This is a genomic window from Variovorax terrae (genome assembly GCF_022809125.1).
GTDB classification, from domain to species: domain Bacteria; phylum Pseudomonadota; class Gammaproteobacteria; order Burkholderiales; family Burkholderiaceae_C; genus Variovorax_A; species Variovorax_A terrae.
Genome location: NZ_JALGBI010000001.1, coordinates 402,789 through 422,934 on the forward strand (window position 1 = coordinate 402,789; position 20,146 = coordinate 422,934).

General features: G+C 68.0%; 22 protein-coding genes and 1 other RNA gene. 17 read left to right on the top strand and 6 right to left on the bottom strand.

Annotated features, from left to right (window positions below; genetic code table 11):
- Nucleotides 1–174 precede the first annotated feature (174 nt).
- Both MMF98_RS01810 and MMF98_RS01815 read left to right on the top strand, forming a co-directional pair.
- Entirely contained in the window at nucleotides 175–804 is a 630-nt protein-coding gene (locus MMF98_RS01810) for a pyridoxamine 5'-phosphate oxidase family protein (protein WP_243303746.1), read from the top strand.
- A 43-nt stretch (nucleotides 805–847) separates the two neighbouring features.
- On the top strand, nucleotides 848–1,285 hold the full coding sequence (locus tag MMF98_RS01815) for a TIGR02594 family protein (protein ID WP_243303748.1): 438 nt from the start codon (nucleotides 848–850) through the stop codon (nucleotides 1,283–1,285).
- Nucleotides 1,286–1,299: 14 nt separating this feature from the next.
- Here MMF98_RS01815 and MMF98_RS01820 read toward each other — a convergent pair whose 3' ends face one another.
- Complete coding sequence (locus MMF98_RS01820) at nucleotides 1,300–1,968, bottom strand: amino acid ABC transporter permease (RefSeq protein WP_243307254.1); 669 nt, start codon at nucleotides 1,966–1,968, stop codon at nucleotides 1,300–1,302.
- Between the two features lie 76 nt (nucleotides 1,969–2,044).
- Nucleotides 2,045–2,827, bottom strand: coding sequence for a transporter substrate-binding domain-containing protein (locus MMF98_RS01825; protein WP_243303749.1), 783 nt, complete (start codon nucleotides 2,825–2,827; stop codon nucleotides 2,045–2,047).
- 162 nt (nucleotides 2,828–2,989) lie between these two features.
- Between MMF98_RS01825 and MMF98_RS01830 the strand changes: the two genes are divergently transcribed.
- The 14 genes from MMF98_RS01830 to MMF98_RS01890 all read left to right on the top strand — a co-directional run bounded on the left by MMF98_RS01830 (nucleotide 2,990) and on the right by MMF98_RS01890 (nucleotide 14,595).
- Complete coding sequence (locus MMF98_RS01830; RefSeq protein WP_243303751.1) at nucleotides 2,990–3,922, top strand: LysR family transcriptional regulator; 933 nt, start codon at nucleotides 2,990–2,992, stop codon at nucleotides 3,920–3,922.
- A gap of 111 nt (nucleotides 3,923–4,033) precedes the next feature.
- Nucleotides 4,034–5,443: an aspartate ammonia-lyase gene (locus MMF98_RS01835; protein ID WP_243303753.1), complete on the top strand. Its 1,410-nt coding sequence runs from the start codon at nucleotides 4,034–4,036 to the stop codon at nucleotides 5,441–5,443.
- A 70-nt stretch (nucleotides 5,444–5,513) separates the two neighbouring features.
- Nucleotides 5,514–6,404, top strand: coding sequence for an amino acid ABC transporter substrate-binding protein (locus tag MMF98_RS01840; RefSeq protein ID WP_243303754.1), 891 nt, complete (start codon nucleotides 5,514–5,516; stop codon nucleotides 6,402–6,404).
- 99 nt (nucleotides 6,405–6,503) lie between these two features.
- Entirely contained in the window at nucleotides 6,504–7,406 is a 903-nt protein-coding gene (locus MMF98_RS01845; protein WP_243303756.1) for an amino acid ABC transporter substrate-binding protein, read from the top strand.
- A 128-nt stretch (nucleotides 7,407–7,534) separates the two neighbouring features.
- Nucleotides 7,535–8,266, top strand: coding sequence for an amino acid ABC transporter permease (locus tag MMF98_RS01850; protein WP_243303758.1), 732 nt, complete (start codon nucleotides 7,535–7,537; stop codon nucleotides 8,264–8,266).
- A 1-nt stretch (nucleotide 8,267) separates the two neighbouring features.
- Nucleotides 8,268–8,960 (top strand): amino acid ABC transporter permease, encoded by a 693-nt coding sequence (locus tag MMF98_RS01855; protein ID WP_243303760.1) that lies wholly within the window; start codon nucleotides 8,268–8,270, stop codon nucleotides 8,958–8,960.
- Nucleotides 8,961–8,972: 12 nt separating this feature from the next.
- On the top strand, nucleotides 8,973–9,710 hold the full coding sequence (locus tag MMF98_RS01860; protein WP_243303762.1) for an amino acid ABC transporter ATP-binding protein: 738 nt from the start codon (nucleotides 8,973–8,975) through the stop codon (nucleotides 9,708–9,710).
- Nucleotides 9,711–9,762: 52 nt separating this feature from the next.
- Complete coding sequence (locus tag MMF98_RS23605) at nucleotides 9,763–9,891, top strand: hypothetical protein (RefSeq protein WP_279343441.1); 129 nt, start codon at nucleotides 9,763–9,765, stop codon at nucleotides 9,889–9,891.
- Nucleotides 9,892–10,012: 121 nt separating this feature from the next.
- Nucleotides 10,013–10,417, top strand: coding sequence for a GreA/GreB family elongation factor (locus tag MMF98_RS01865; protein WP_243303765.1), 405 nt, complete (start codon nucleotides 10,013–10,015; stop codon nucleotides 10,415–10,417).
- A gap of 146 nt (nucleotides 10,418–10,563) precedes the next feature.
- Nucleotides 10,564–11,610 (top strand): dihydroorotase, encoded by a 1,047-nt coding sequence (gene pyrC, locus MMF98_RS01870; RefSeq protein ID WP_243303767.1) that lies wholly within the window; start codon nucleotides 10,564–10,566, stop codon nucleotides 11,608–11,610.
- Nucleotides 11,610–12,374, top strand: coding sequence for an NYN domain-containing protein (locus MMF98_RS01875; protein ID WP_243303770.1), 765 nt, complete (start codon nucleotides 11,610–11,612; stop codon nucleotides 12,372–12,374). Before pyrC ends, MMF98_RS01875 begins: the two co-directional genes overlap by 1 nt.
- Before the next feature lie 27 nt (nucleotides 12,375–12,401).
- Entirely contained in the window at nucleotides 12,402–13,175 is a 774-nt protein-coding gene (locus MMF98_RS01880; protein ID WP_243307255.1) for a DUF3025 domain-containing protein, read from the top strand.
- A gap of 66 nt (nucleotides 13,176–13,241) precedes the next feature.
- Nucleotides 13,242–14,117, top strand: a complete 876-nt coding sequence (gene htpX, locus MMF98_RS01885) for a protease HtpX (RefSeq protein WP_243303772.1) — start codon at nucleotides 13,242–13,244, stop codon at nucleotides 14,115–14,117.
- Nucleotides 14,118–14,220: 103 nt separating this feature from the next.
- On the top strand, nucleotides 14,221–14,595 hold the full coding sequence (locus tag MMF98_RS01890) for a YXWGXW repeat-containing protein (protein ID WP_243303773.1): 375 nt from the start codon (nucleotides 14,221–14,223) through the stop codon (nucleotides 14,593–14,595).
- A 9-nt stretch (nucleotides 14,596–14,604) separates the two neighbouring features.
- Here MMF98_RS01890 and MMF98_RS01895 read toward each other — a convergent pair whose 3' ends face one another.
- Together MMF98_RS01895 and cysK are read right to left on the bottom strand one after the other, a co-directional pair.
- Nucleotides 14,605–16,323, bottom strand: a complete 1,719-nt coding sequence (locus tag MMF98_RS01895) for an NAD(P)/FAD-dependent oxidoreductase (protein ID WP_243303775.1) — start codon at nucleotides 16,321–16,323, stop codon at nucleotides 14,605–14,607.
- 59 nt (nucleotides 16,324–16,382) lie between these two features.
- Entirely contained in the window at nucleotides 16,383–17,300 is a 918-nt protein-coding gene (cysK, locus tag MMF98_RS01900) for a cysteine synthase A (RefSeq protein ID WP_243303778.1), read from the bottom strand.
- A gap of 64 nt (nucleotides 17,301–17,364) precedes the next feature.
- On the opposite strand from cysK, the gene rnpB reads away from it, so the two are divergent.
- Nucleotides 17,365–17,683: RNase P RNA component class A (rnpB, locus tag MMF98_RS01905), an RNA gene on the top strand.
- Nucleotides 17,684–17,730: 47 nt separating this feature from the next.
- Here the strand turns inward: rnpB and MMF98_RS01910 are convergent.
- Nucleotides 17,731–18,489, bottom strand: a complete 759-nt coding sequence (locus MMF98_RS01910) for an RNA pseudouridine synthase (RefSeq protein WP_243303779.1) — start codon at nucleotides 18,487–18,489, stop codon at nucleotides 17,731–17,733.
- The gene (locus MMF98_RS01915) at nucleotides 18,486–20,120 is read right to left on the bottom strand and encodes an MBL fold metallo-hydrolase (protein ID WP_243303780.1); all 1,635 of its coding nucleotides are present in this window, start codon (nucleotides 20,118–20,120) and stop codon (nucleotides 18,486–18,488) included. Before MMF98_RS01915 ends, MMF98_RS01910 begins: the two co-directional genes overlap by 4 nt.
- Nucleotides 20,121–20,146 lie beyond the last annotated feature (26 nt).

The following is a 20,146-nucleotide window of genomic DNA, read 5'->3' on the forward strand; positions in this document are numbered from 1 at the left end:
TGCTATCAAATGAATAGCGAATGGCGTTCGGGCCCAGGGGGGCGTAGCGCCCCTGCCGCCCTGGCCGGGTGCGCTTCGGGCGTGGTGCTATAAATCAGCGATGCACCGCTGCCGCATCAGGCGGCGGCGCGCCAACCCGATTTTCTGCCGCCGCCGACCGCTCGAGATGCCTTCATGACCCAGCCCGCCGATCCCCACCTCATCAGCACCCCGGAACAACTGGCCTCGCTCTTCGGCGAGGTGGGCGAGGCCTCGCTGAAGAAGGAAGTGTCGTTCGTCCACCCGCACTACCGGGCGCTGATCGAGGCCTCGCCGTTCGCCGTGCTGGCCACGAGCGGGCCCGACGGGCTGGACGCCTCGCCGCGCGGCGATCCGCCCGGCTTCGTGGTGGTGCAGGACGCGCACACGCTGCTGCTGCCGGAGCGCCGCGGCAACAACCGGGTCGACAGCCTGCGCAACCTGCTCGCCGATCCGCGGATGGCGCTGCTGTTCCTCATTCCCGGCGTCGGCGAAACCCTGCGCGTCAACGGCCGCGCCAGCATCAGCACCGACCCGGCGCTGCTGCAGCGCTTTGCGGTGGGCGGCAGCCTGCCCAAGTGCGTGCTCGTCATCCGCGTGGAGACGGTCTTCTTCCAGTGCGCCCGCGCGATCCAGCGCTCCAGGCTGTGGCAGCCGGTGCCGCCGGATGCGCGGCCCGGCGTGCCCAGCCCCGGCACCATGCTGGCCGCCCTGACCGAGGCCGGCATCGACGGAGAGACCTACGACCGCGAACTGCCCGCGCGGCAGCGCGCCACGCTCTACTAGCGCGGCAGCAAGGCCACCCCCGAACCACCACGCCGGAGCGCCCATGCCTGCACCCTGGCTTTCCGTGGCCGCTCAGGAGATCGGCGTGGCCCAGTACCCGGCCGGCCAGAGCAACCCCCGCATCACCGAGTACCACGCGGGCACGAACATCCGCGGGTATGACGACAAGGCCTCCTGGTGCTCGTCGTTCGTCAACTGGTGCCTGGCCCAGGCAGGCATCGCGGGCACGGGGTCGGCGCTGGCGCGCTCCTGGCTGGAGTGGGGCCGTCCGCTGGATCAGCCGGTGCCCGGCTGCATCGTCGTGCTGTACCGGGACGACCCGGACAGCTGGAAGGGCCATGTCGGGTTCTACCTGCGCTCTGACGAACACCAGGTCTACCTGCTGGGCGGCAACCAGCTCGGGCAGGTGCGCGAGCAGGGCTATCCCCTGGCGTCCGTGCTGGGCTATCGCTGGCCTGAGGCGGGGGAGGCGGGGCCCTGACCAGGGGCCCGATGTCAGCGCAGGTAGCTGCGGTTCAGCCGGATCTCGAGCTTCTTCTGCAGCGCCTCAAAGAACGCGCTCATGGCCCAGTAGAGGCCCGCGGCCGCCAGGTACAGCGGGAACGGCTGGAAGGTGGTGGCGATCACTTCCTTGGTGGCCAGCATCAGCTCACCCACCGCGATCACCGAGACCAGGGAGGTGTCCTTGATCAGGCTGATCAGGCTGTTGGAGAGGCTGGGCACGGCCAGCCGCAGGGCCTGCGGGCCCACCACGTGGCGCAGCGTCTGCCACTGGGTGAAGCCGAGGCTGCGCGAGGCATCCCATTGCCCGTGGGACACGCCGTTGATGGCGCCGCGGATGGTCTCGGACAGGTAGGCGCCCACGTTCAGGCTCAGGCCCAGGATGCCGGCGGTGATCGGCTCGAACTGGATGCCGATGCTCGGCAGGCCGTAGTAGATGACGAACAGCTGCACCAATAGCGGCGTGCCGCGCATGCAGCTCACGTACAGCGCGGCCAGGCCCGACAGCAGCGGCAGCCTGGCCAGCCGCGTGACGGCCACCAGCGTGCCGATCAGCGCGCCGAAGACGACGGAGGCGAGCGCCAGCACCAGGGTGTAGCCGGCGCCCTTGAGCAGCAGCGGCAGCGCATCGCGCAAGAGTGGGATCAGGCCATTGGCATCCATGCGTCCTCCGAACATGAAAAACCCCGGCCAGGGGCCGGGGCGGTTGTCGGGGCGATGGTAGCGCCTGGCGGCGGCGCTACTGCGCGCGCGGCGGCTTGCTCACATCGCGGTCGAACCACTTGACGGAGATTTTCGCAAAGCTGCCGTCGGCCTGGAGATCGGCCAGCGCCTTGTCGATCGCGGCCTTGAACCTGGGGTTGTTCTTGACGAACGGAATGCCCGACTTCTCGAGCTCGCCCACCGGCGCGCCGGGCTTGAGCGGCAGCCGCGTCTGCCGCACGATGTAGGGGATCAGCAGGCTGTCGTTCAGCGCCGCGTCGATGCGGCCGAGCGCGAGGTCCTGCAGGTATTCCTGGGCGCCGGGATAGGTCTTGACGTCGATGCCGCCCACGGCCCGGGCGAGGTCGGCGAAGTTGGTGCCCTGGCCCACACCGAGCTTTCGGCCCTTGAGGTCGGCCAGCGACTTGAACTCGCGCTTCTCGTCCTTGCGCACGATGAGCTGCGGGCTGGAGATCGTGTAGGGCTCGGAGAAGTCGAAGGTTTCCTTGCGCTTGTCGGTGATGCCGACCTGGTTGATCACCACGTCGTACTTGCCGGCCTGCAGGCCGGCGAGGATGGAGCTCCATTCGCTGGTGCTGAAGACGGCCTTGACGCCGAGCTTCTGCGCCAGGGCGTTGGCCAGCTCCACCTCGAAGCCGGCGAGCTGGTTGTTCTCGCGGTAGTTGAACGGCGGGTACGTGCCTTCGAGGGCCACCTGCAGCGTGCCGCGCTGCTTTACCGTGTCCAGCAGATCGGCTGCGCCGGCGTGCAGCGCCAGCGCCAGCAACGCCGCCGCCATGAGGGGTGTGCGGATGCTCATATTGCTTTATCCTATAAAAGAGCCGCTTGATTTGCTGATTTAAATATTAAGTGCTATCCGCTGAAAGTCAACCCTCGCCCAGCAGCCTGGCCCGGGAAAACGAGCGGATGCCGGAGCCGGCCGCATCGTTGTCCGCACAACAATCAAATTCATAATTCCGTCATGGAAACAAAGTGGTTGGAAGATTTCGTCAGCCTTGCTGAAACCCGCAGCTTCAGCCGTTCGGCGCAGCTGCGCCATGTCACGCAACCCGCGTTCTCCCGCCGCATCCAGGCGCTGGAGGCCTGGGCCGGCACCGATCTGGTGGACCGCAGCTCCTACCCGACCCGGCTCACGCCGGCCGGTGAAACGCTGTACGCGCAGTCGCTCGAGATGCTGCAGGCGCTGCAGAGCACGCGCGCCATGCTGCGCGGCCACACCACGGCCGGGCAGGACGTGATCGAGTTCGCCGTGCCGCACACGCTGGCCTTCACGTTCTTTCCGGTCTGGGTGTCGAGCCTGCGCGAGAAGTTCGGCCCGATCAAGAGCCGGCTGATCGCGCTCAATGTGCATGACGCGGTGATGCGGCTGGTGGAAGGCGGCTGCGACCTGCTGATCGCCTACCACCACCCCTCGCAGCCGTTCCAGCTTGATGCCGACCGCTACGAGATGGTGAGCCTCGGGCAGGAACTGCTCGCGCCCTACGTCAAGGCCGATGCCGACGGCCAGCCGCTGTTCCGGCTGCCGGGCCGCTCCGGCCAGCCCTTGCCCTACCTCGGCTACGCGCCGGGCGCCTACCTGGGCCGCGTCACCGACCTGATCCTCAAGCAGGCGGGCACCGCGATCCACCTGGACCGCGTGTACGAGACCGACATGGCCGAGGGCTTGAAGGTGATGGCGCTCGAAGGGCACGGCGTGGCCTTCCTGCCCTACAGCGCGGTGCGCAAGGAGCTGCGCAGCAAGAAGCTGGTGAGCGCGGCCGGGCCCGAATCGGGGACGCTGGAGATGACCATGGACATCCGCGCGTATAGGGAGAAACCCGTAGGAAAAGAGGCACCCAAGGGAACGGCGCAGGCATTATGGAGCTATTTGCAGGCGCTCACGGCGGCGAAATAGCGAAGTAGGGCAATCTATAAGCATCATGCATAACACCTCGCGCAATCAGCATTGGCGTTTCACCGGGCAGACCTCTAAAGTTCGCGCCATACCAAAAACCGATGAGACAACATGCCTCCCCCCTTCCGTGCCGAGCATGATTTTCTTGGCGAAAAACTGATCCCGGCCGACGCCTACTGGGGGGTTCACACGGCACGCGCCGTGGAGAATTTTCCGATCTCGGGCACCCGGATCTCGGCCATGCCGGACCTCATCCGCGCGCTGGCCTTCGTCAAGAAGGCCGCGGCCCGGGCCAATGCCGATCTGGGCGCGCTGGACAGCCAGCGCGTGGGCGCCATCGTGCTGGCCTGCGACGACCTGATCAGCGGCAAGCTGCACGAGGAGTTCGTGGTCGACGTGATCCAGGGCGGCGCCGGCACCTCCACCAACATGAATGCGAACGAGGTGATCGCCAACCTCGCGCTCGAGAAACTCGGCTTCGGCAAGGGCCGCTACGACGTGCTGCACCCGAACGACCACGTCAACGCCTCGCAAAGCACCAACGATGTCTACCCGACGGCCGTGCGGCTGGCGCTGTGGTCGGGCATCGACCGGCTGCTGGGCTCGATGGCCTTCCTGCGCGAAGGCTTCGCGGCCAAGGCCGAGGAATTCAAGGACGTGCTCAAGATCGGCCGCACCCAGCTGCAGGATGCCGTGCCGATGACGCTGGGGCAGGAGTTCTCCACCTATGCGGTGATGATCGGCGAGGACGAAGCCCGCCTGCGCGAGGCCCGGGCGCTGATCCAGGAAATCAACCTCGGCGCCACGGCCATCGGCACCGGCATCAACGCGCCGCGCGGCTATGCCGATCTTGCCTGCCGCTACCTGGCCGAGGACAGCGGCATTCCGGTCGTGAAATCGGTCAACCTGATCGAGGCCACGCAGGACACGGGCGCCTTCGTACAGTTGTCGGGGGTGCTCAAGCGCGTGGCCACCAAGCTCAGCAAGACCTGCAACGATCTGCGCCTGCTGTCCAGCGGCCCGCAGGCGGGCTTCGGCGACATCAAGCTGCCGCCGCGCCAGGCCGGCTCGTCCATCATGCCGGGCAAGGTGAACCCGGTGATTCCCGAGGTGATGAACCAGGTCGCCTTCGAGGTGATCGGCAACGACATGACGGTGACCATGGCCTCGGAGGCCGGCCAGCTCCAGCTCAACGCCTTCGAGCCCATCATGGGCTGGAGCCTGTTCAAGAGCATCGAGCACCTGAGCCAGGCCTGCCTCACGCTGCAGACCCATTGCGTGGCCGGCATCGAGGCCAACCGCGAGCTGCTGGCGCGCCGCGTGCGCGAATCGGTGACGCTGGTGACGGCGCTCAATCCGCTGATCGGCTACGAAAAGGCCGCGCTCATCGCCAAGACCGCCATCGCCACCGGCCGGCCGATCGATGAGACCGCGCAGGCGCTGGGCATCCTGACACGCGAGCAGATGGACGAGCTGCTGGTGCCGGACAAGCTGACCGAGCCGATGAACCCGAAAGCTTGAGTTTCGGGCCGCAGGAAAAAAACCAGGCACAAAGGCTGCTTAAGTCGACCCATGTCGTTGGAAACACAGGATGAACGCACCACATTGGAAACGGCTCTGCGCGCTGCTGGCGCTGGCCTGGGTCACGCTGGCCCAGGCCGACGGCGTGCTCGACCGCGTGCGCAACGGCGGCAAGCTGGTGATCGCCCATCGCGAATCCTCCATTCCGTTCTCCTACCTCGACGCCGACAAGCGGCCCGTGGGCTATGCCGTGGACCTGTGCCTGAAGGTGGCCGACGCGCTGCGCCGCAAGGCGGGCCTCAAGACCCTGCCGGTGGAGTTCCTGCCGGTGACGTCGGCCAACCGCATCGCCATGATCGAGCAGGGCAAGGCCGACATGGAGTGCGGCTCCACCACCAACAATGCCGAGCGGCGGCAGAAGGTCGCCTTCACGATTCCCCATTTCATCACCGGCGCGCGCCTGCTGGTGCGGGCCGACAGCCCGGTCGAGCAGATGGAAGACCTGAGCGGCCGGAAACTGGTGTCGACCAAGGGCACCACGCCGCTGAAGGCGGCCGAGCAGGCCAACCGCGAGCGGCTGCTGCGCATCACCATCCTGGAGGCGCCGGACCACGGGCGCGCGGTGGAAATGGTCGAGAAGGGCGAGGCCGATGCCTTCGTGATGGACGACGTGCTGCTGTACGGGCTGGCGGCCAACCGCCCCAACCCGGCGGCTCTGAAAGTGGTGGGCAAGTTCGTCACCACCGAGCCATTGGCTATCATGCTGCCCAAGGACGATCCCGAGTTCAAGAAACTGGTGGACGAGGAAATGCGCCACCTGATCACCAGCCGGGAGATCTATCCGATTTACGACAAGTGGTTTGCGAGGCCCATTCCGCCCAACCACACGCCACTGAACCTGCCCGCGAGCTACCTCTTGAAAGATTTCTGGAAGTACCCCACGGACCAGGTTCCGTTCTGAAAACCGGAATCCTCTGGTTATTGCGGATGAACCCCCGGGTGCGAACCTCTAAAATTTCGCTACCTATCAACTTTCACGCTTCACTATAAGGAGATTTGTATGAAGAAGCATTTGTTGGCTCTTGCCGTTGCCATGGTGGCCGCGGGCAGCGTTTTCGCCCAGGCGAACGACACGCTGGCCAAGATCAAGGCGACCGGCACCATCACCGAAGGGGTCCGCGAGTCTTCCGGCCTCTCCTATACCCTGGGTGACGGCAAGTTCACGGGCTTCCACTATGACGTGTGCGCCAAGGTCATCGCCGACGTGCAAAAGCAGCTCGGCCTGGCCAAGCTCGACGTGAAGTACCAGCCCGTCACCTCGCAGAACCGCATTCCGCTGGTGCAGAACGGCACCGTGGACATCGAGTGCGGCTCGACCACCAACAACCTGGCCCGCCAGAAGGACGTCGCCTTTGCCGTGACGACCTACGTGGAAGAAATCCGTATCGCCGTCAAGGCCAACTCCGGCATCACCGGCATCAAGGACCTCAACGGCAAGACCATCGCCACCACCACCGGAACCACCTCGGTGCAGACCCTGCGCAAGAACAAGCGCGCCGAGGGCCTGACGTTCAAGGAAGTCTTCGGCAAGGACCACTCCGACAGCTTCCTGCTGCTCGAGTCCGGCCGCGCCGACGCCTTCATCATGGACGGCTCCATCCTGGCTTCCAACATTGCCAAGGCCAAGTCGCCCAACGACTTCAAGATCGTCGGCGAAGTGCTGTCGGTCGAGCCCATCGCCATCATGATCCGCAAGGATGACCCGGCGTTCAAGAAGGCCGTGGACGACAGCATCAAGGCGCAGATCAAGTCCGGCGACATGGCCAAGCTCTATGACAAGTGGTTCATGCAGCCGATCCCCCCGAACAACGTGAAGGTCGGCCTGCCGCTGTCCGAAGGCACCAAGGCGGCCTGGGCCAACCCGAACGACAAGCCGATGGAAGAGTACTCCATCAAGGAGTAAGCGCACCGGCGCCTGCCCATGCCAAACGCCCACCCACCCCGGTGGGCGTTTGCTTTCAACACGGCCAGGGCCGTGGCGGCGCAGGCGGGGGCTTACGACAACAACAACACGCTTGAGAAGGATTTCCCATGGGATCGAACTGGGATTGGCAAGTCTTCCTGCAGGACCCGGGCGGCGAGTACCCGACCTATTTCCAATGGATGATGTCGGCCTGGGGCTGGACGGTATCGGTGGCCCTGCTGGCCCTGGTCATCGCCCTCATCGCCGGCTCCATCATCGGCACCATCCGCACCTTGCCGGCCAGCCGCGCCCTCGTGGCCTTCGGCAACGGCTGGGTGGAACTGTTCCGCAACATACCGCTGCTGGTGCAGATCTTCCTCTGGTACCACGTGGTGCCAGCCATCTTCCCCGTGATGAAGGGCGTCCCGAGCTTCATCCTCGTGGTGCTGGCGCTCGGCTTCTTCACCTCGGCCCGCATCGCCGAACAGGTGCGCGCCGGCATCCAGGCGCTGCCGCGCGGCCAGCGCTACGCCGGCATGGCGCTGGGCTTCACGACGGTGCAGTACTACCGCTACGTGCTGCTGCCGATGGCCTTTCGCATCATCATCCCGCCGCTGACGAGCGAGACGATGAACATCTTCAAGAATTCGTCCGTGGCGTTCGCCGTGTCGGTCGCCGAGCTGACCATGTTCGCGATGCAGGCCCAGGAAGAGACTTCCCGCGGCATCGAGGTCTACCTCGCAGTCACCGGGCTGTACGTCGTTTCGGCCTTCGCCATCAACCGCATCATGGCCTTCATCGAGAAGCGCGCGCGCGTGCCGGGCTTCATCGTCGCCGGTGGCGTGGGCGGAGGGCACTGACATGATGAACCTCGACCTTTCGTTCTACAGCTGGGACATCATCAGCAAGTTCGTCCTCAAGGGCTTCTACTTCAGCATCCTGTTGACGGTGGTGTCCACCCTCGGGGGCGTGCTGTTCGGCACCGTGTTGGCGCTGATGCGCCTGTCGGGCAAGAAATTCCTCGACGTGCCGGCCACGATCTACGTCAACGGCATGCGCAGCATTCCGCTGGTCATGGTGATCCTGTGGTTCTTCCTGCTGGTGCCGGCCGCGTTCTACAACGCGCTGCCCTGGGGGCTGGGCCAGAACTACCGCTCCGAAATCTCGGCGGCCATCACCTTCATCGCCTTCGAGGCGGCGTATTTCAGCGAGATCATGCGCGCCGGCATCCAGTCCATCCCGCGCGGCCAGGTGTTCGCCGGGCAGGCGCTGGGCATGAGCTACGGCCAGAACATGAAGCTGGTGGTGCTGCCGCAGGCCTTCCGCAACATGCTGCCGGTGCTGCTCACGCAGACCATCATCCTGTTCCAGGACACCTCGCTGGTCTACGCCATCGGCGCCTACGACATGCTCAAGGGCTTCGAGACGGCCGGCAAGAACTACGGCCGCCCGATCGAGGCCTACCTGCTGGCCGCCGTCGTCTACTTTGTGATGTGCTACGCGCTGTCCTGGTTGGTCAAGCGCCTGCACAAGAAAATCGCCATCATCCGCTGAGTGGAGAAACAAATGATCGAACTCAAGAACGTATCCAAATGGTATGGCCCGGTGCAGGTGCTCACCGACTGCTCCGTCGACATCAAGAAGGGCGAAGTGGTGGTGGTGTGCGGCCCGTCGGGCTCGGGCAAGTCCACGCTGATCAAGACCATCAACGCGCTCGAACCCTTCCAGAAGGGCGAGATCTTCGTGGACGGCGTGGCCGTGCACGATCCCAAGACCGACCTGCCCAAGCTGCGCAGCCGCGTCGGCATGGTGTTCCAGCACTTCGAGCTGTTCCCGCACCTGTCGGTGACCGAGAACCTCACGATCGCGCAGATCAAGGTGCTCGGCCGCAGCGCCGACGACGCGAAGGCCCGCGGCCTCAAGATGCTCGACCGCGTGGGCCTGATGGCGCACAAGGACAAGTTCCCGGGCCAGCTCTCGGGCGGCCAGCAGCAGCGCGTGGCGATCGCCCGCGCGCTCAGCATGGACCCGATCGTGATGCTGTTCGACGAACCCACCTCGGCGCTCGACCCAGAAATGGTGGGCGAGGTGCTCGACGTGATGGTGGGCCTGGCCAACGAAGGCATGACCATGATGTGCGTGACCCACGAGATGGGCTTTGCGCGCAAGGTGTCCAACCGCGTGATCTTCATGGACGTGGGCGGCAAGATCCTGGAAGACTGCTCCAAGGACGAGTTCTTCAATCACCCGGAGAACCGCCAGGCGCGCACCAAGGATTTCCTCAACAAGATCCTGCAGCACTGACTGCAAGGCCCTGGCCCGTGCAGGTTGACGCGGGCCGGCCTACAATGCGGCCATGCGTTTCGCCGTGAGCCGCCTGTCCGCCATTGCCTCCTGCTCCGCCCGCGCCCAGTCGCTGGCGGCGCTGGCCTGCGCGCGCGCGGCCGCGGCTCCCTTGCTCCATCCGCCGGTCGCACAGTCCTGAGCCCGGCGATCCCCCTTCCTCTTCCTTCCCCCAAGCGCTTCTCTGGATCACCGGGCCGACCTCCCAGGCGCCGCCTGCCCGGAGGCTTTTTCCGGGCCTGATCGATTCAGGAGAGCTTTCCATGTTGTCATCTGTCCAAGAAATGCGCACGCTCACCGAGCTGGACCACACCCGCATCAGCAAGCTGCTGCCGCGCGAGCAGGCCGGCAGCGCCATCGCGGCGGTGCTGGATGCCGCCGACCTCGTGCCGGCGCGCGAAGTGCCCGCCGATGTGGTGACCATGTACTCGCAGGTGCTGCTGGCGGACCTCGCCACCGGCACGCAGCGCAAGATCACGCTGTGCTACCCGCGCGACGCCGAGCCGGCCACCGGCTTCGTCTCGGTGCTGTCGCCGGTGGGCGCGAGCCTGCTGGGCCTGCCGGTGGGCGCGCTGGCCGGCTGGACCACCCCCGACGGCCAGCAGGCGTCGGGCCGCGTGCTGGACATCCTGTTCCAGCCCGAGGCCAGCGGCGATTACACGCTGTAGGCCGCGTTGCCGCCGAAATCAGGGCCAAACAGGCCCGAGGTCCAGGCGCTGCGGTCATTTCTCGCTATTGATTTGATAGCGTTCGGGTGAACTCGCTGACCCGGCCAGCGGGCCGGAGCCGGCCGCCCGGGTGCGACAATCAGGCCATGAGCGATTCCCTGACCCTGACCCGCCCCGACGACTGGCACTTGCATGTGCGCGACGGCGAGGCGCTGCGCGCCGTCGTGCCGCACACGGCCGCCCAGTTCGGCCGCGCCATCATCATGCCCAACCTCAAGCCGCCGGTCACCACCGCGGCGCAGGCCGTGGCCTACCGCGAGCGCATCCGCGCCGCCGTGCCCGAGGGCCTGGCCTTCGAGCCGCTGATGACGCTGTACCTCACCGACAACCTGCCGCCCGATGAAATCGCGCGCGCCAAGGATGCCGGCGTGGTCGCGCTCAAGCTCTACCCCGCGGGCGCCACCACCAACAGCGATGCCGGCGTGACCGACCTGCGCAAGACCTACAAGACGCTCGAGGCCATGCAGCGCGCCGGCCTGCTGCTGCTGGTGCACGGCGAGGTGACCTCGCCCGAGATCGACCTGTTCGACCGCGAGGCCGTGTTCATCGAGCAGCAGATGATTCCGCTGCGCCGCGACTTCCCCGAGCTCAAGATCGTGTTCGAGCACATCACCACGCAGGAAGCCGCGCAGTACGTGGCCGGCGCGGGGCCGCACACCGCGGCCACCATCACGGCGCACCATCTGCTGTACAACCGCAACGCGATCTTCACCGGCGGCATCCGCCCGCACTACTACTGCCTGCCGGTGCTGAAACGCGAAACCCACCGCCTGGCCCTGGTGCAGGCCGCCACCGGCGGCAGCCCGAAGTTCTTCCTCGGCACCGACAGCGCGCCGCATCCCGCGCAGCTCAAGGAGCACGCCACGGGCTGCGCCGGCTGCTACACCGCGCATGCGGCCATCGAGATGTACGCCGAGGCCTTCGACAACGCCGGCGCACTGGACAAGCTCGAAGGCTTCGCCAGCTTTCACGGCCCGGACTTCTACGGCCTGCCGTGCAACAGCGGTACCATCACGCTGCGCCGCCAAGCCTGGACGCCGCCCGAGAGCTTTGCCTTCGGCGAGGCCGAGCTCAAGCCGCTGCGCGCGGGCGAGGCGCTGCCCTGGAAGCTGGTCCGCCACGGGAGCGCCTGATGGAGCGCAAATCCCGCGTCGCGCTGCTGATCGACGCCGACAACTCGCCGGCCTCGAAGATCGACCTGATCCTCAACGAGCTGTCCACCTTCGGCGAGACCAACATCCGGCGCGCCTACGGCAACTGGAAGAAGAACGAGCTGAAGGGCTGGGAAGAGGTGCTGCACGAGCACGCGATTCGCCCGATGCAGCAGTTCGACTACACCAAGGGCAAGAACGCGAGCGACATGGCCATGGTGATCGATGCGCTGGAGCTGCTCTACACCGACCGGCCCGACGCCTTCGGCATCGTCTCCTCCGACGCCGACTTCACGCCGCTGGTGATGCACCTGCGCGCCAAGGGCGCGGCGGTCTACGGCTTCGGCGCGCAGAAGACGCCCGAGCCCTTCGTCAACGCCTGCTCGCGCTTCCTGTTCCTCGACAAGCTGCGGCCCGCGGCCGTCAGCGACGCGGCCGATGCCGACACCGAAGCGGTGGCCGCCGCGCCGCTGCGCGCGAGCACCGCGCAGCTCAAGCAGGACGCCCGCCTGGTGCTGCTGCTGCGCAACGCGGTGCAGGCCGCGGCGGACGACGACGGCTGGGCGCGCGTGGGCGCGGTCGGCAGCCAGATCGCCAACCAGGCCTCGTTCGACCACCGCAACTACGGCTACGCCACGCTGACCAAGCTGCTGGTGGCCACGCAGCTGTTCGACGTCGCCGACGAAGGCAAATCCACCGTCGCGGTGCGCGACAAGCGGCTGGCCAAGGCGGGCCGCGGCGGCTAGGGCTGCGAGAAGCGCGCGGTGCAGGCCCTGCACGGCATCGACTGGACGCGGCCCTGGCTGCGCCCGTGGCGCGAGCCCGGGCAGCGGCTCGCGCAGGCGGTGGCCGGCGGCCTGCCGCTGCACGAGGCGCTCAACCGCGAGGCGAGGGCGCCGGTGCGCTTCGTGCCGCAAAGCGAGCTGCCGCCCGGCATGGCCTACGAGCACTATATTTTTGAGAGCGGCTGCTGCCCGGTGCGCGCGGACCTCCACGACTTTTTCAATGGAATCTGCTGGCTCGGCCTGCCGCGGACCAAGCAGCGGCTCAATGCCCTGCAGGCCGCGCAGATCGCGGCCGACGGCATCGGCCCGAAGCGCGGGCCGGTGCGCGATGCGCTCACGCTGTTCGACGAGAACGCGGCCTTGCTGCAGGCGCCGCCGCCGCTGTGGCAGGCGCTGCTCGACAAGGACTGGCACCGCCTGTTCGTGGTGCTGCGCCCGCTGTGGGCCGAGGCCGAGCTGCGCGTGGTGGGCCACGCCGCGCTCGAGAAGCTGGTTTTTCCACGAAAACAGGTCACTGTCCACGTGTGGCGGTCATTTCGTGCTATCGAATCAGGAGCAGACCTCGATGACCGGCTGGCCGCCAGCCTGGCGCCGGCCGCGCTGGCGGCCAAGCCGTTCGCGCCGCTGCCGGTGCTCGGCATTCCCGGCTGGTGGGCGGAAAACGAGAACTTTTCCTTCTATGATGACTCACTCGTGTTCCGCCCTCCGCAGGGCCACAATCATCCATACAACAAGGCAGATCCTGCGGCCGGCATGACTTGAAGAAGGCGCCCGAAGGCCCCATCTTCTGCGCCAAGGGCCGCGGCCCATTCACCCCATGGAGAATTCATGAAACGCATCCTCTTGTTCGTACTGACCAACGTCGCCGTCGTGGCGGTGCTGGGCATCGTGGCCAGCCTGCTGGGCGTCAACCGCTACCTCACGGCCAACGGGCTGAACCTCGGCGCGCTGCTCGGCTTCGCGCTCATCATGGGCTTTGGCGGCGCCATCATCTCGCTGCTGATCAGCAAGCCGGTGGCCAAGTGGAGCGCCGGCGTGCGCGTGATCAACCAGCCGCAGACGGCCGACGAGGCCTGGATCGTCGAGACCGTGCGCCGCCTGGCCGACAAGGCCGGCATCGGCATGCCCGAGGTCGGCATCTTCGAAGGCGACCCCAACGCCTTCGCCACCGGCGCCTTCAAGAACTCGGCGCTGGTCGCCGTGTCCACCGGCCTGCTGCAGGGCATGACGCGCGAGGAGGTCGAGGCCGTGATCGGCCACGAGGTGGCCCACATCGCCAACGGCGACATGGTCACCATGACCTTGATCCAGGGCGTGATGAACACCTTCGTGGTGTTCCTGAGCCGCGTGATCGGCTACGCGGTGGACAGCTTCCTGCGCCGCAACGACGATCGCTCCTCGGGCCCCGGCATCGGCTACATGGTGACCACCCTGGTGCTGGACATCGTGCTCGGCTTCGCCGCGGCCATCGTGGTGGCCTGGTTCTCGCGCCAGCGCGAGTTCCGCGCCGACGCCGGCTCGGCCCAGCTGCTGGGCCGCAGGCAGCCCATGATCAACGCGCTGGCCCGCCTGGGCGGCATGCACCCGGGCGAGCTGCCCAAGAGCGTCTCGGCCATGGGCATCGCGGGCGGCATCGGCAAGCTGTTCTCCACCCACCCGCCGATCGAGCAGCGCATCGCCGCGCTGCAGAACGCGCAGGGCTGAGCGACACAATTTGCCCACAGGCTTTACGGCCGCTTCACCGAAGCGCGTCAACACGGCGGCCGGCGGGCCGTTGTGCAGGCATGAACCCTCCAAGGAGATCCTCATGCCTGTGCTGACCCCGATTCTTCGCCGCTGCGGCGGCCTCTTGCCCGTGGCGGCGGTGGCCGCGGGCAGCCTCTGGCTCTCGGGCTGCGTGGTGGCGCCCGTGGCGCCGGCGCCCATGGTCGGTGAAGCCGGCCCGGTGGTGGAGGCGCCGATGGCGCCGCCCATGCCGATCCAGGAAACCGTCACGGTGGCCCCGGCGGTGGGCTACGTCTGGATCAACGGCTTCTGGCAATGGGGCGGCGGGCGCTACGCCTGGCGTCCGGGCTACTGGGCCGTGCCGCCGCGTCCGGGCTATGCCTGGACACCGCACCGCTGGGTGCAGGGGCCGGGCGGCAACTGGCGCTTCCACGGCGGCCACTGGGCGCCGCGCTGAGGCCTGGGCTCAGGCCGCGCCCAGCGCGCTGCGCGCCACGGCTTCGGCCACCTTGATGCCGTCCACGCCGGCCGAGAGGATGCCGCCCGCATAGCCCGCGCCCTCGCCGGCAGGGTAGAGGCCGCGCAGGTTCAGGCTCTGGAAATCGTCGCCGCGCGTGATGCGCAGCGGTGACGAGGTGCGCGTCTCCACGCCGGTGAGCATGGCGTCGGGCATGTCGTAGCCGCGGATCTTGCGGCCGAACACCGGCAGCGCCTCCTGCATCGCCTCGATCGCGTAGCGCGGTAGCGCCTCGTGCAGGTTGCCGAGCTTCACCCCCGGCTTGTAGGACGGCAGCACGCTGCCCAGGGCGGTGGAGGGCCGGCCCGCGATGAAGTCGCCCACCAACTGGCCCGGCGCTTCGTAGGTGCCGCCGCCCAGCACGTAGGCGCGCGATTCGAGCTGGCGCTGCAGCACGATGCCCGCCAGCGGATGATGCGGCTGGCCGGGGGGCGGTGCCGGGTCGGCGAAGGCCTCGCCCAGCGCGGCGGCGAACGCAGCCGGGTCGCTGGGGTAGTCGGCGGGCTCGATGCCCACCACCAGGCCGGCGTTGGCATTGCGCTCGTTGCGCGAGTACTGGCTCATGCCGTTGGTCACCACGCGGCCGGGCTCCGAGGTGGCGGCCACCACCGTGCCGCCCGGGCACATGCAGAAGCTGTAGACCGAACGGCCGTTGCCGGCGTGGTGCACCAGCTTGTAGTCGGCCGCGCCCAGCAGCGGATGGCCCGCATGCCGGCCCCAGCGCGCGCGGTCGATCACGCCCTGCGGGTGCTCGATGCGAAAGCCGATCGAGAACGGCTTGGCTTCGAGGTAGACGCCGCGCCGGTGCAGCATGGCGAAGGTGTCGCGCGAGCTGTGGCCCAGCGCCATCACCACATGGTCGGCGCGCAGCTCCTGCGTGGCGCCCGTGGCCTGGTTCAGCACCGTGAGGCCGCGCAGCTGCCGGCCCGCGGGGCCGTCGTCGATCTGCACGTCGGTCACGCGCTGGCCGAAGCGGATCTCGCCGCCCAGGGCGATGATCTGCTCGCGCATGTGTTCCACCACCTTCACCAGCTTGAAGGTGCCGATGTGCGGATGCGCGACGTACAGGATCTCGGGCGGCGCGCCGGCCTTCACGAACTCCTGCATCACCTTGCGGCCGAGAAAGCGCGGGTCCTTGATCTGGCTGTAGAGCTTGCCGTCCGAGAAGGTGCCGGCGCCGCCCTCGCCGAACTGCACGTTGCTCTCGGGGTCGAGCACGTTCTTGCGCCACAGGCCCCAGGTGTCCTGGGTGCGCTGGCGCACCGCCTTGCCGCGCTCCAGCACGATGGGCCGAAAGCCCATTTGCGCCAGCAGCAGTGCCGCGAAGATGCCGCAGGGGCCGAAGCCCACCACCACCGGGCGCGGCGCCAGGCCGGCCGGCGCCTGCACCGGGGCGCGCCACGCCATGTCGGGGGTGGCGCCGATGTGAGGGTGGTCCTTGAACTGCGCCAGCAGCGTATCGTGCCGCGAGGCGTCGGCCAGCACGAGATCGACGATGTAGACCGCCATCAACTCGGCCTTGCGCGCATCGAAGCTGCGCTTGAACACCTCCAGGCGTGCGATCCCGGCAGGGGGCAGGCCCAGCAGGCGGGCGGCAGCCGCACGCAGTGCGGCCTCGGGGGATTCCGCCTCGGTGAGCGGGAGCTTGAGTTCTGAAATTCGGATCATCGTGGGGCTGCAGGCTTGTGGCTATCAAGCAGGAGCCGCCAATGATACGGCCGGCCGCTTCAAGCCGGGAGAAAGCCTTCGATCGACAGGTAGCGTTCGCCGGTGTCGTAGTTGAAACCCAGCACGCGCGCGCCGGCGCCCAGCTCCGGCAGCTTCTGCGCAATGGCGGCCAGCGTGGCGCCCGAGGAGATGCCGACCAGGATGCCTTCCTCGCGCGCGCAGCGGCGCGCCATCTCGCGGGCCGGTTCGGCATCGACCTGGATCACGCCGTCGAGCAGGCTCACGTCCAGGTTCTTCGGGATGAAGCCGGCGCCGATGCCCTGGATCGGGTGCGGCGAGGGTTGCCCGCCCGAAATCACGGGCGAAGCGGTGGGCTCCACCGCGAACACCTTGAGCTTTGGCCACTTGGCCTTGAGCACGCGGGCGCAGCCGGTGATGTGGCCGCCCGTGCCCACGCCGGTGACGAGCGCGTCCAGGCCTTCGGGGAAGTCGGCCAGGATCTCCTGCGCCGTGGTGCGCATGTGCACGTCGATGTTGGCCGGGTTCTCGAACTGCTGCGGCATCCAGGCGCCGGGCGTGGCGGCCACCAGCTCCTGGGCGCGGGCGATCGAGCCCTTCATGCCTTTCTCGCGCGGCGTCAGGTCGAACGTGGCGCCATAGGCCAGCATCAGGCGGCGGCGCTCCACCGACATGCTGTCGGGCATCACCAGCACCAGCTTGTAGCCCTTGACCGCGGCCACCATGGCCAGGCCGATGCCGGTGTTGCCTGAGGTCGGCTCGATGATGGTGCCGCCGGGTTTCAGCGCGCCGGAGGCCTCGGCGTCTTCCACCATCGCCAGCGCGATGCGGTCCTTGATCGAGCCGCCGGGATTGGCGCGCTCGGACTTGACCCAGACGTTCGCGCCGCCGCCGAACAGGCGGTGGAGGCGGATGTGCGGCGTGGCGCCGATGGTCTGCAGGATGTTGTCGGCTTTCATGGTTGCTGGCTCCTTGGTTGGCGGTGCGGACGGCCATTGTGGCGTACTGCGATAATCGCCGCGTGAAGCCCGCCAGACCGCCGCTGGTGCAATCGTGGAAACACGGCACTGGAGGAACGTCCGGACTGCACAGGGCAGCGTAGCAGGTAACACCTGTCCACCGTGAGGTGAGGATCAGAGCAACAGAGACGAGCCGCTTCAGTGCGGGTGAAACGGGCAATCTCTACGCGCAGCAATACCAAGTAGGCCAGCGTTGATGTGGCTCCGCAGAGCTGGCGGGTAGGTAGCATCGAGCCGCCGGGGCGACCCGCGGCCCAGAGTAATGGCGGTCACGTCGGGGGCAACCCCGACGCACAGAATCCGGCTTACGGCGGACTTCACACTTTTTCTTCAGGCCGCCACGGCCAGGGCCTGCCGCCAAAGCAGGCCGTCAGAACCGCTCGTGCGCCGCGAGGTAGCGCCATTGGCCCGCGGGCAGGCTGGCCAGGGGCACGCGCCCGATGCGGATGCGCTTCATGCCTGTGACCTGCAGCCCGGCTTCGCCGCAGAGCCAGGCGATCTGGCCCGGCGTGTGGCCCTTGGCGGCAAAGCGCAGCCGGGTGCCGGCCGCGGTCTGCTGGTTGAGGCTGACCCGGGGCGCCGGCGCGCCCCGGCCGCCGGCGGGGGCGTGGTTGAGCCGGGCCAGCGTCTCGGGCGTGACCGGGCCGGCCACTTCCACGATGATCTCGTGCTCCACCAGCGCCGCATCCTCGGTGAGCTTGCGCGCCACGCGCCATTCCTGGGTGAACACCACGAGGCCGCTGGCCCCGGTCTCCAGCGGCGTCACGCATTGCAGTTGCATGAAATGCCGCTTGAGCGGGCGGATGCCCGAGCGGTCCTGCGGCTGCGCGTGGCTGGCCGCCATGAGCAGCTGGCCGGCCGGGCGCGGGCCGTCGGCCGCGTCGAAGCCCGGCGGCTTGTGCAGCAGCAGCGTCACCGGCTCCAGCGGCGCGAGGCGGGCCTGCGGGTCGATCTCGATGCGCTGGTCCAGCACGCGGAACTGCGGTGTCTCGACCACCTCGCCGTCGACGCGGACCCAGCCGCCCTCGATGTACTGCTCGGCCTGGCTGCGCGAGCAGGGCACGAGCTCGGCCACGCGCTTGGCGAGCCGGGTGCCGGCCTCCGCCGGCGGGCGGGCGGGAGCCGTCATGGGGTGCCTTGCAGGGACTGGATGCGCTCCACGTGCGCCAGCAGCGAGCGCGCCGCCACCGGCCACATGCGCGGCGGCACGTCGTCGTAGGCCAGTTCGACCCACTCGTCGAGCGTGCCGCCGGGGCGGGCCTGCATCGCGGCGATGATCTTTGCCTCGCGCTTCAGGCGGTGCGCCTTGAGGTGGGCGATGGCCTGGCGGGCGTGGCCCAGCACATGGCCGTGCGCCGGCAGGATGAAGCCGATGCCGTGCTCGCCGCAGGCGGCGCTCAGGGTGTCCAGCGATTCGAGGTAGGCCGTCATGTCGCCGTCGGGCGGATCGACCACGGTGGTGCTGCCGTTGAGGATGTGGTCGCCCGAGAACAGCAGGCCGTCTTCGAGCAGCACCAGGCACAGGTGGTTGGCGGCATGCCCGGGCGTGAAAATCACCTTCAAAGTGTGCGGGAGTCCTTGTCCCTGCGTCACCAGGTGCTCCTGATTTTGTAGCACCCGGTCGGGCACGAAATGGCTGGCGCTGCGCGCGGTGGGCGCCGACGGCAGGCCGAGGATGGGCGGCTTGCCGGCGCACAGGGCCTGCAGCGGCCGGGCGCCGGGCGAGTGGTCGGGGTGCGAATGGGTGCAGACGATCAGGCGGATGTCGCCCTTGACCGCGCGCCATAGGCGCTCCAGGTGCGCGGCGTCGTCCGGCCCCGGGTCGATGGCGATGTAGCCGCTGGCCGGGTCCCCCACCAGGTAGCTGTTGGTGCCCGGGCCGGTCATCACGCCGGGGTTGGGGGCCGTGAGGCGCTGCACGTTCTTCAGCAGCGCCACCGGCTGCTCGGTCTGCCAGTCCAGGTGGTGCACGATCTGGCCGTCGGGGCTGACCAGCTCCAGCTCGCCGTAGGGCATCTCGTGCTCCATGTAGCGCGCCTCGCGGCCGGCCAGGAAACCGGCGCGCGGGCAACTGGTCCACAGCGGCTGCTCGCTGGCGCAGGCCGCCAGCACCTCATCGACGCTCTGGAAAGCCTGCAGCCGCTCCAGCGTGCGGATGGTCGGGAAGATGATGAAGAACTGCCCGGCCCGGTGCCGCGCCAGCGCGTCGACCGGGCGCACCCAGACCGGCTCGAACTGCTCGGCCTCGTCGGCCACCGGCTGCTGGCCTTCGGGCATGCGGGCCACGAGGAAGGGCACGTCGAAGCGGCGCGGCAGGTCGCGGTCGGTGATCCAGTGGGCCAGCACGAAGACCTGGTCGGCAGCCAGCGTCAGGCCGCGCGCCTGACACTGTGCGGCGAACGGCGCCTTGCGGTCGAGCGCGGCGATGTCGGCGGCGTTGGCCGGCCGGCCGTCGGCATGGCGGGCCAGCAGGATGCCGAGTTCCTCGAAGCTCTCGCGGATCGCGGCGATGGCCTGGGTCAGGTGCAGCTCGCTCTGCGTCGGGCGCCGCGCCGCGATGGCGTGCGCCGCGCTGTCGGCCGCGTCGACGCCGCCGCCGGGAAACACATAGGCGCCGGGTGCGAAGCTGGCCGTCATCGAGCGGCGCGTCATCAGCACCTCGATGCCCTGCGGCGTGTCGCGCAGCAGCAGCACGGTGGCGGCGGGTCGGGTGGGCACGGGCTCGCGCTGGGAGTGCAGGAGTTGGGAAGGGCGGACCATGCTGCATTATGGTCAGCCCGCGCCGG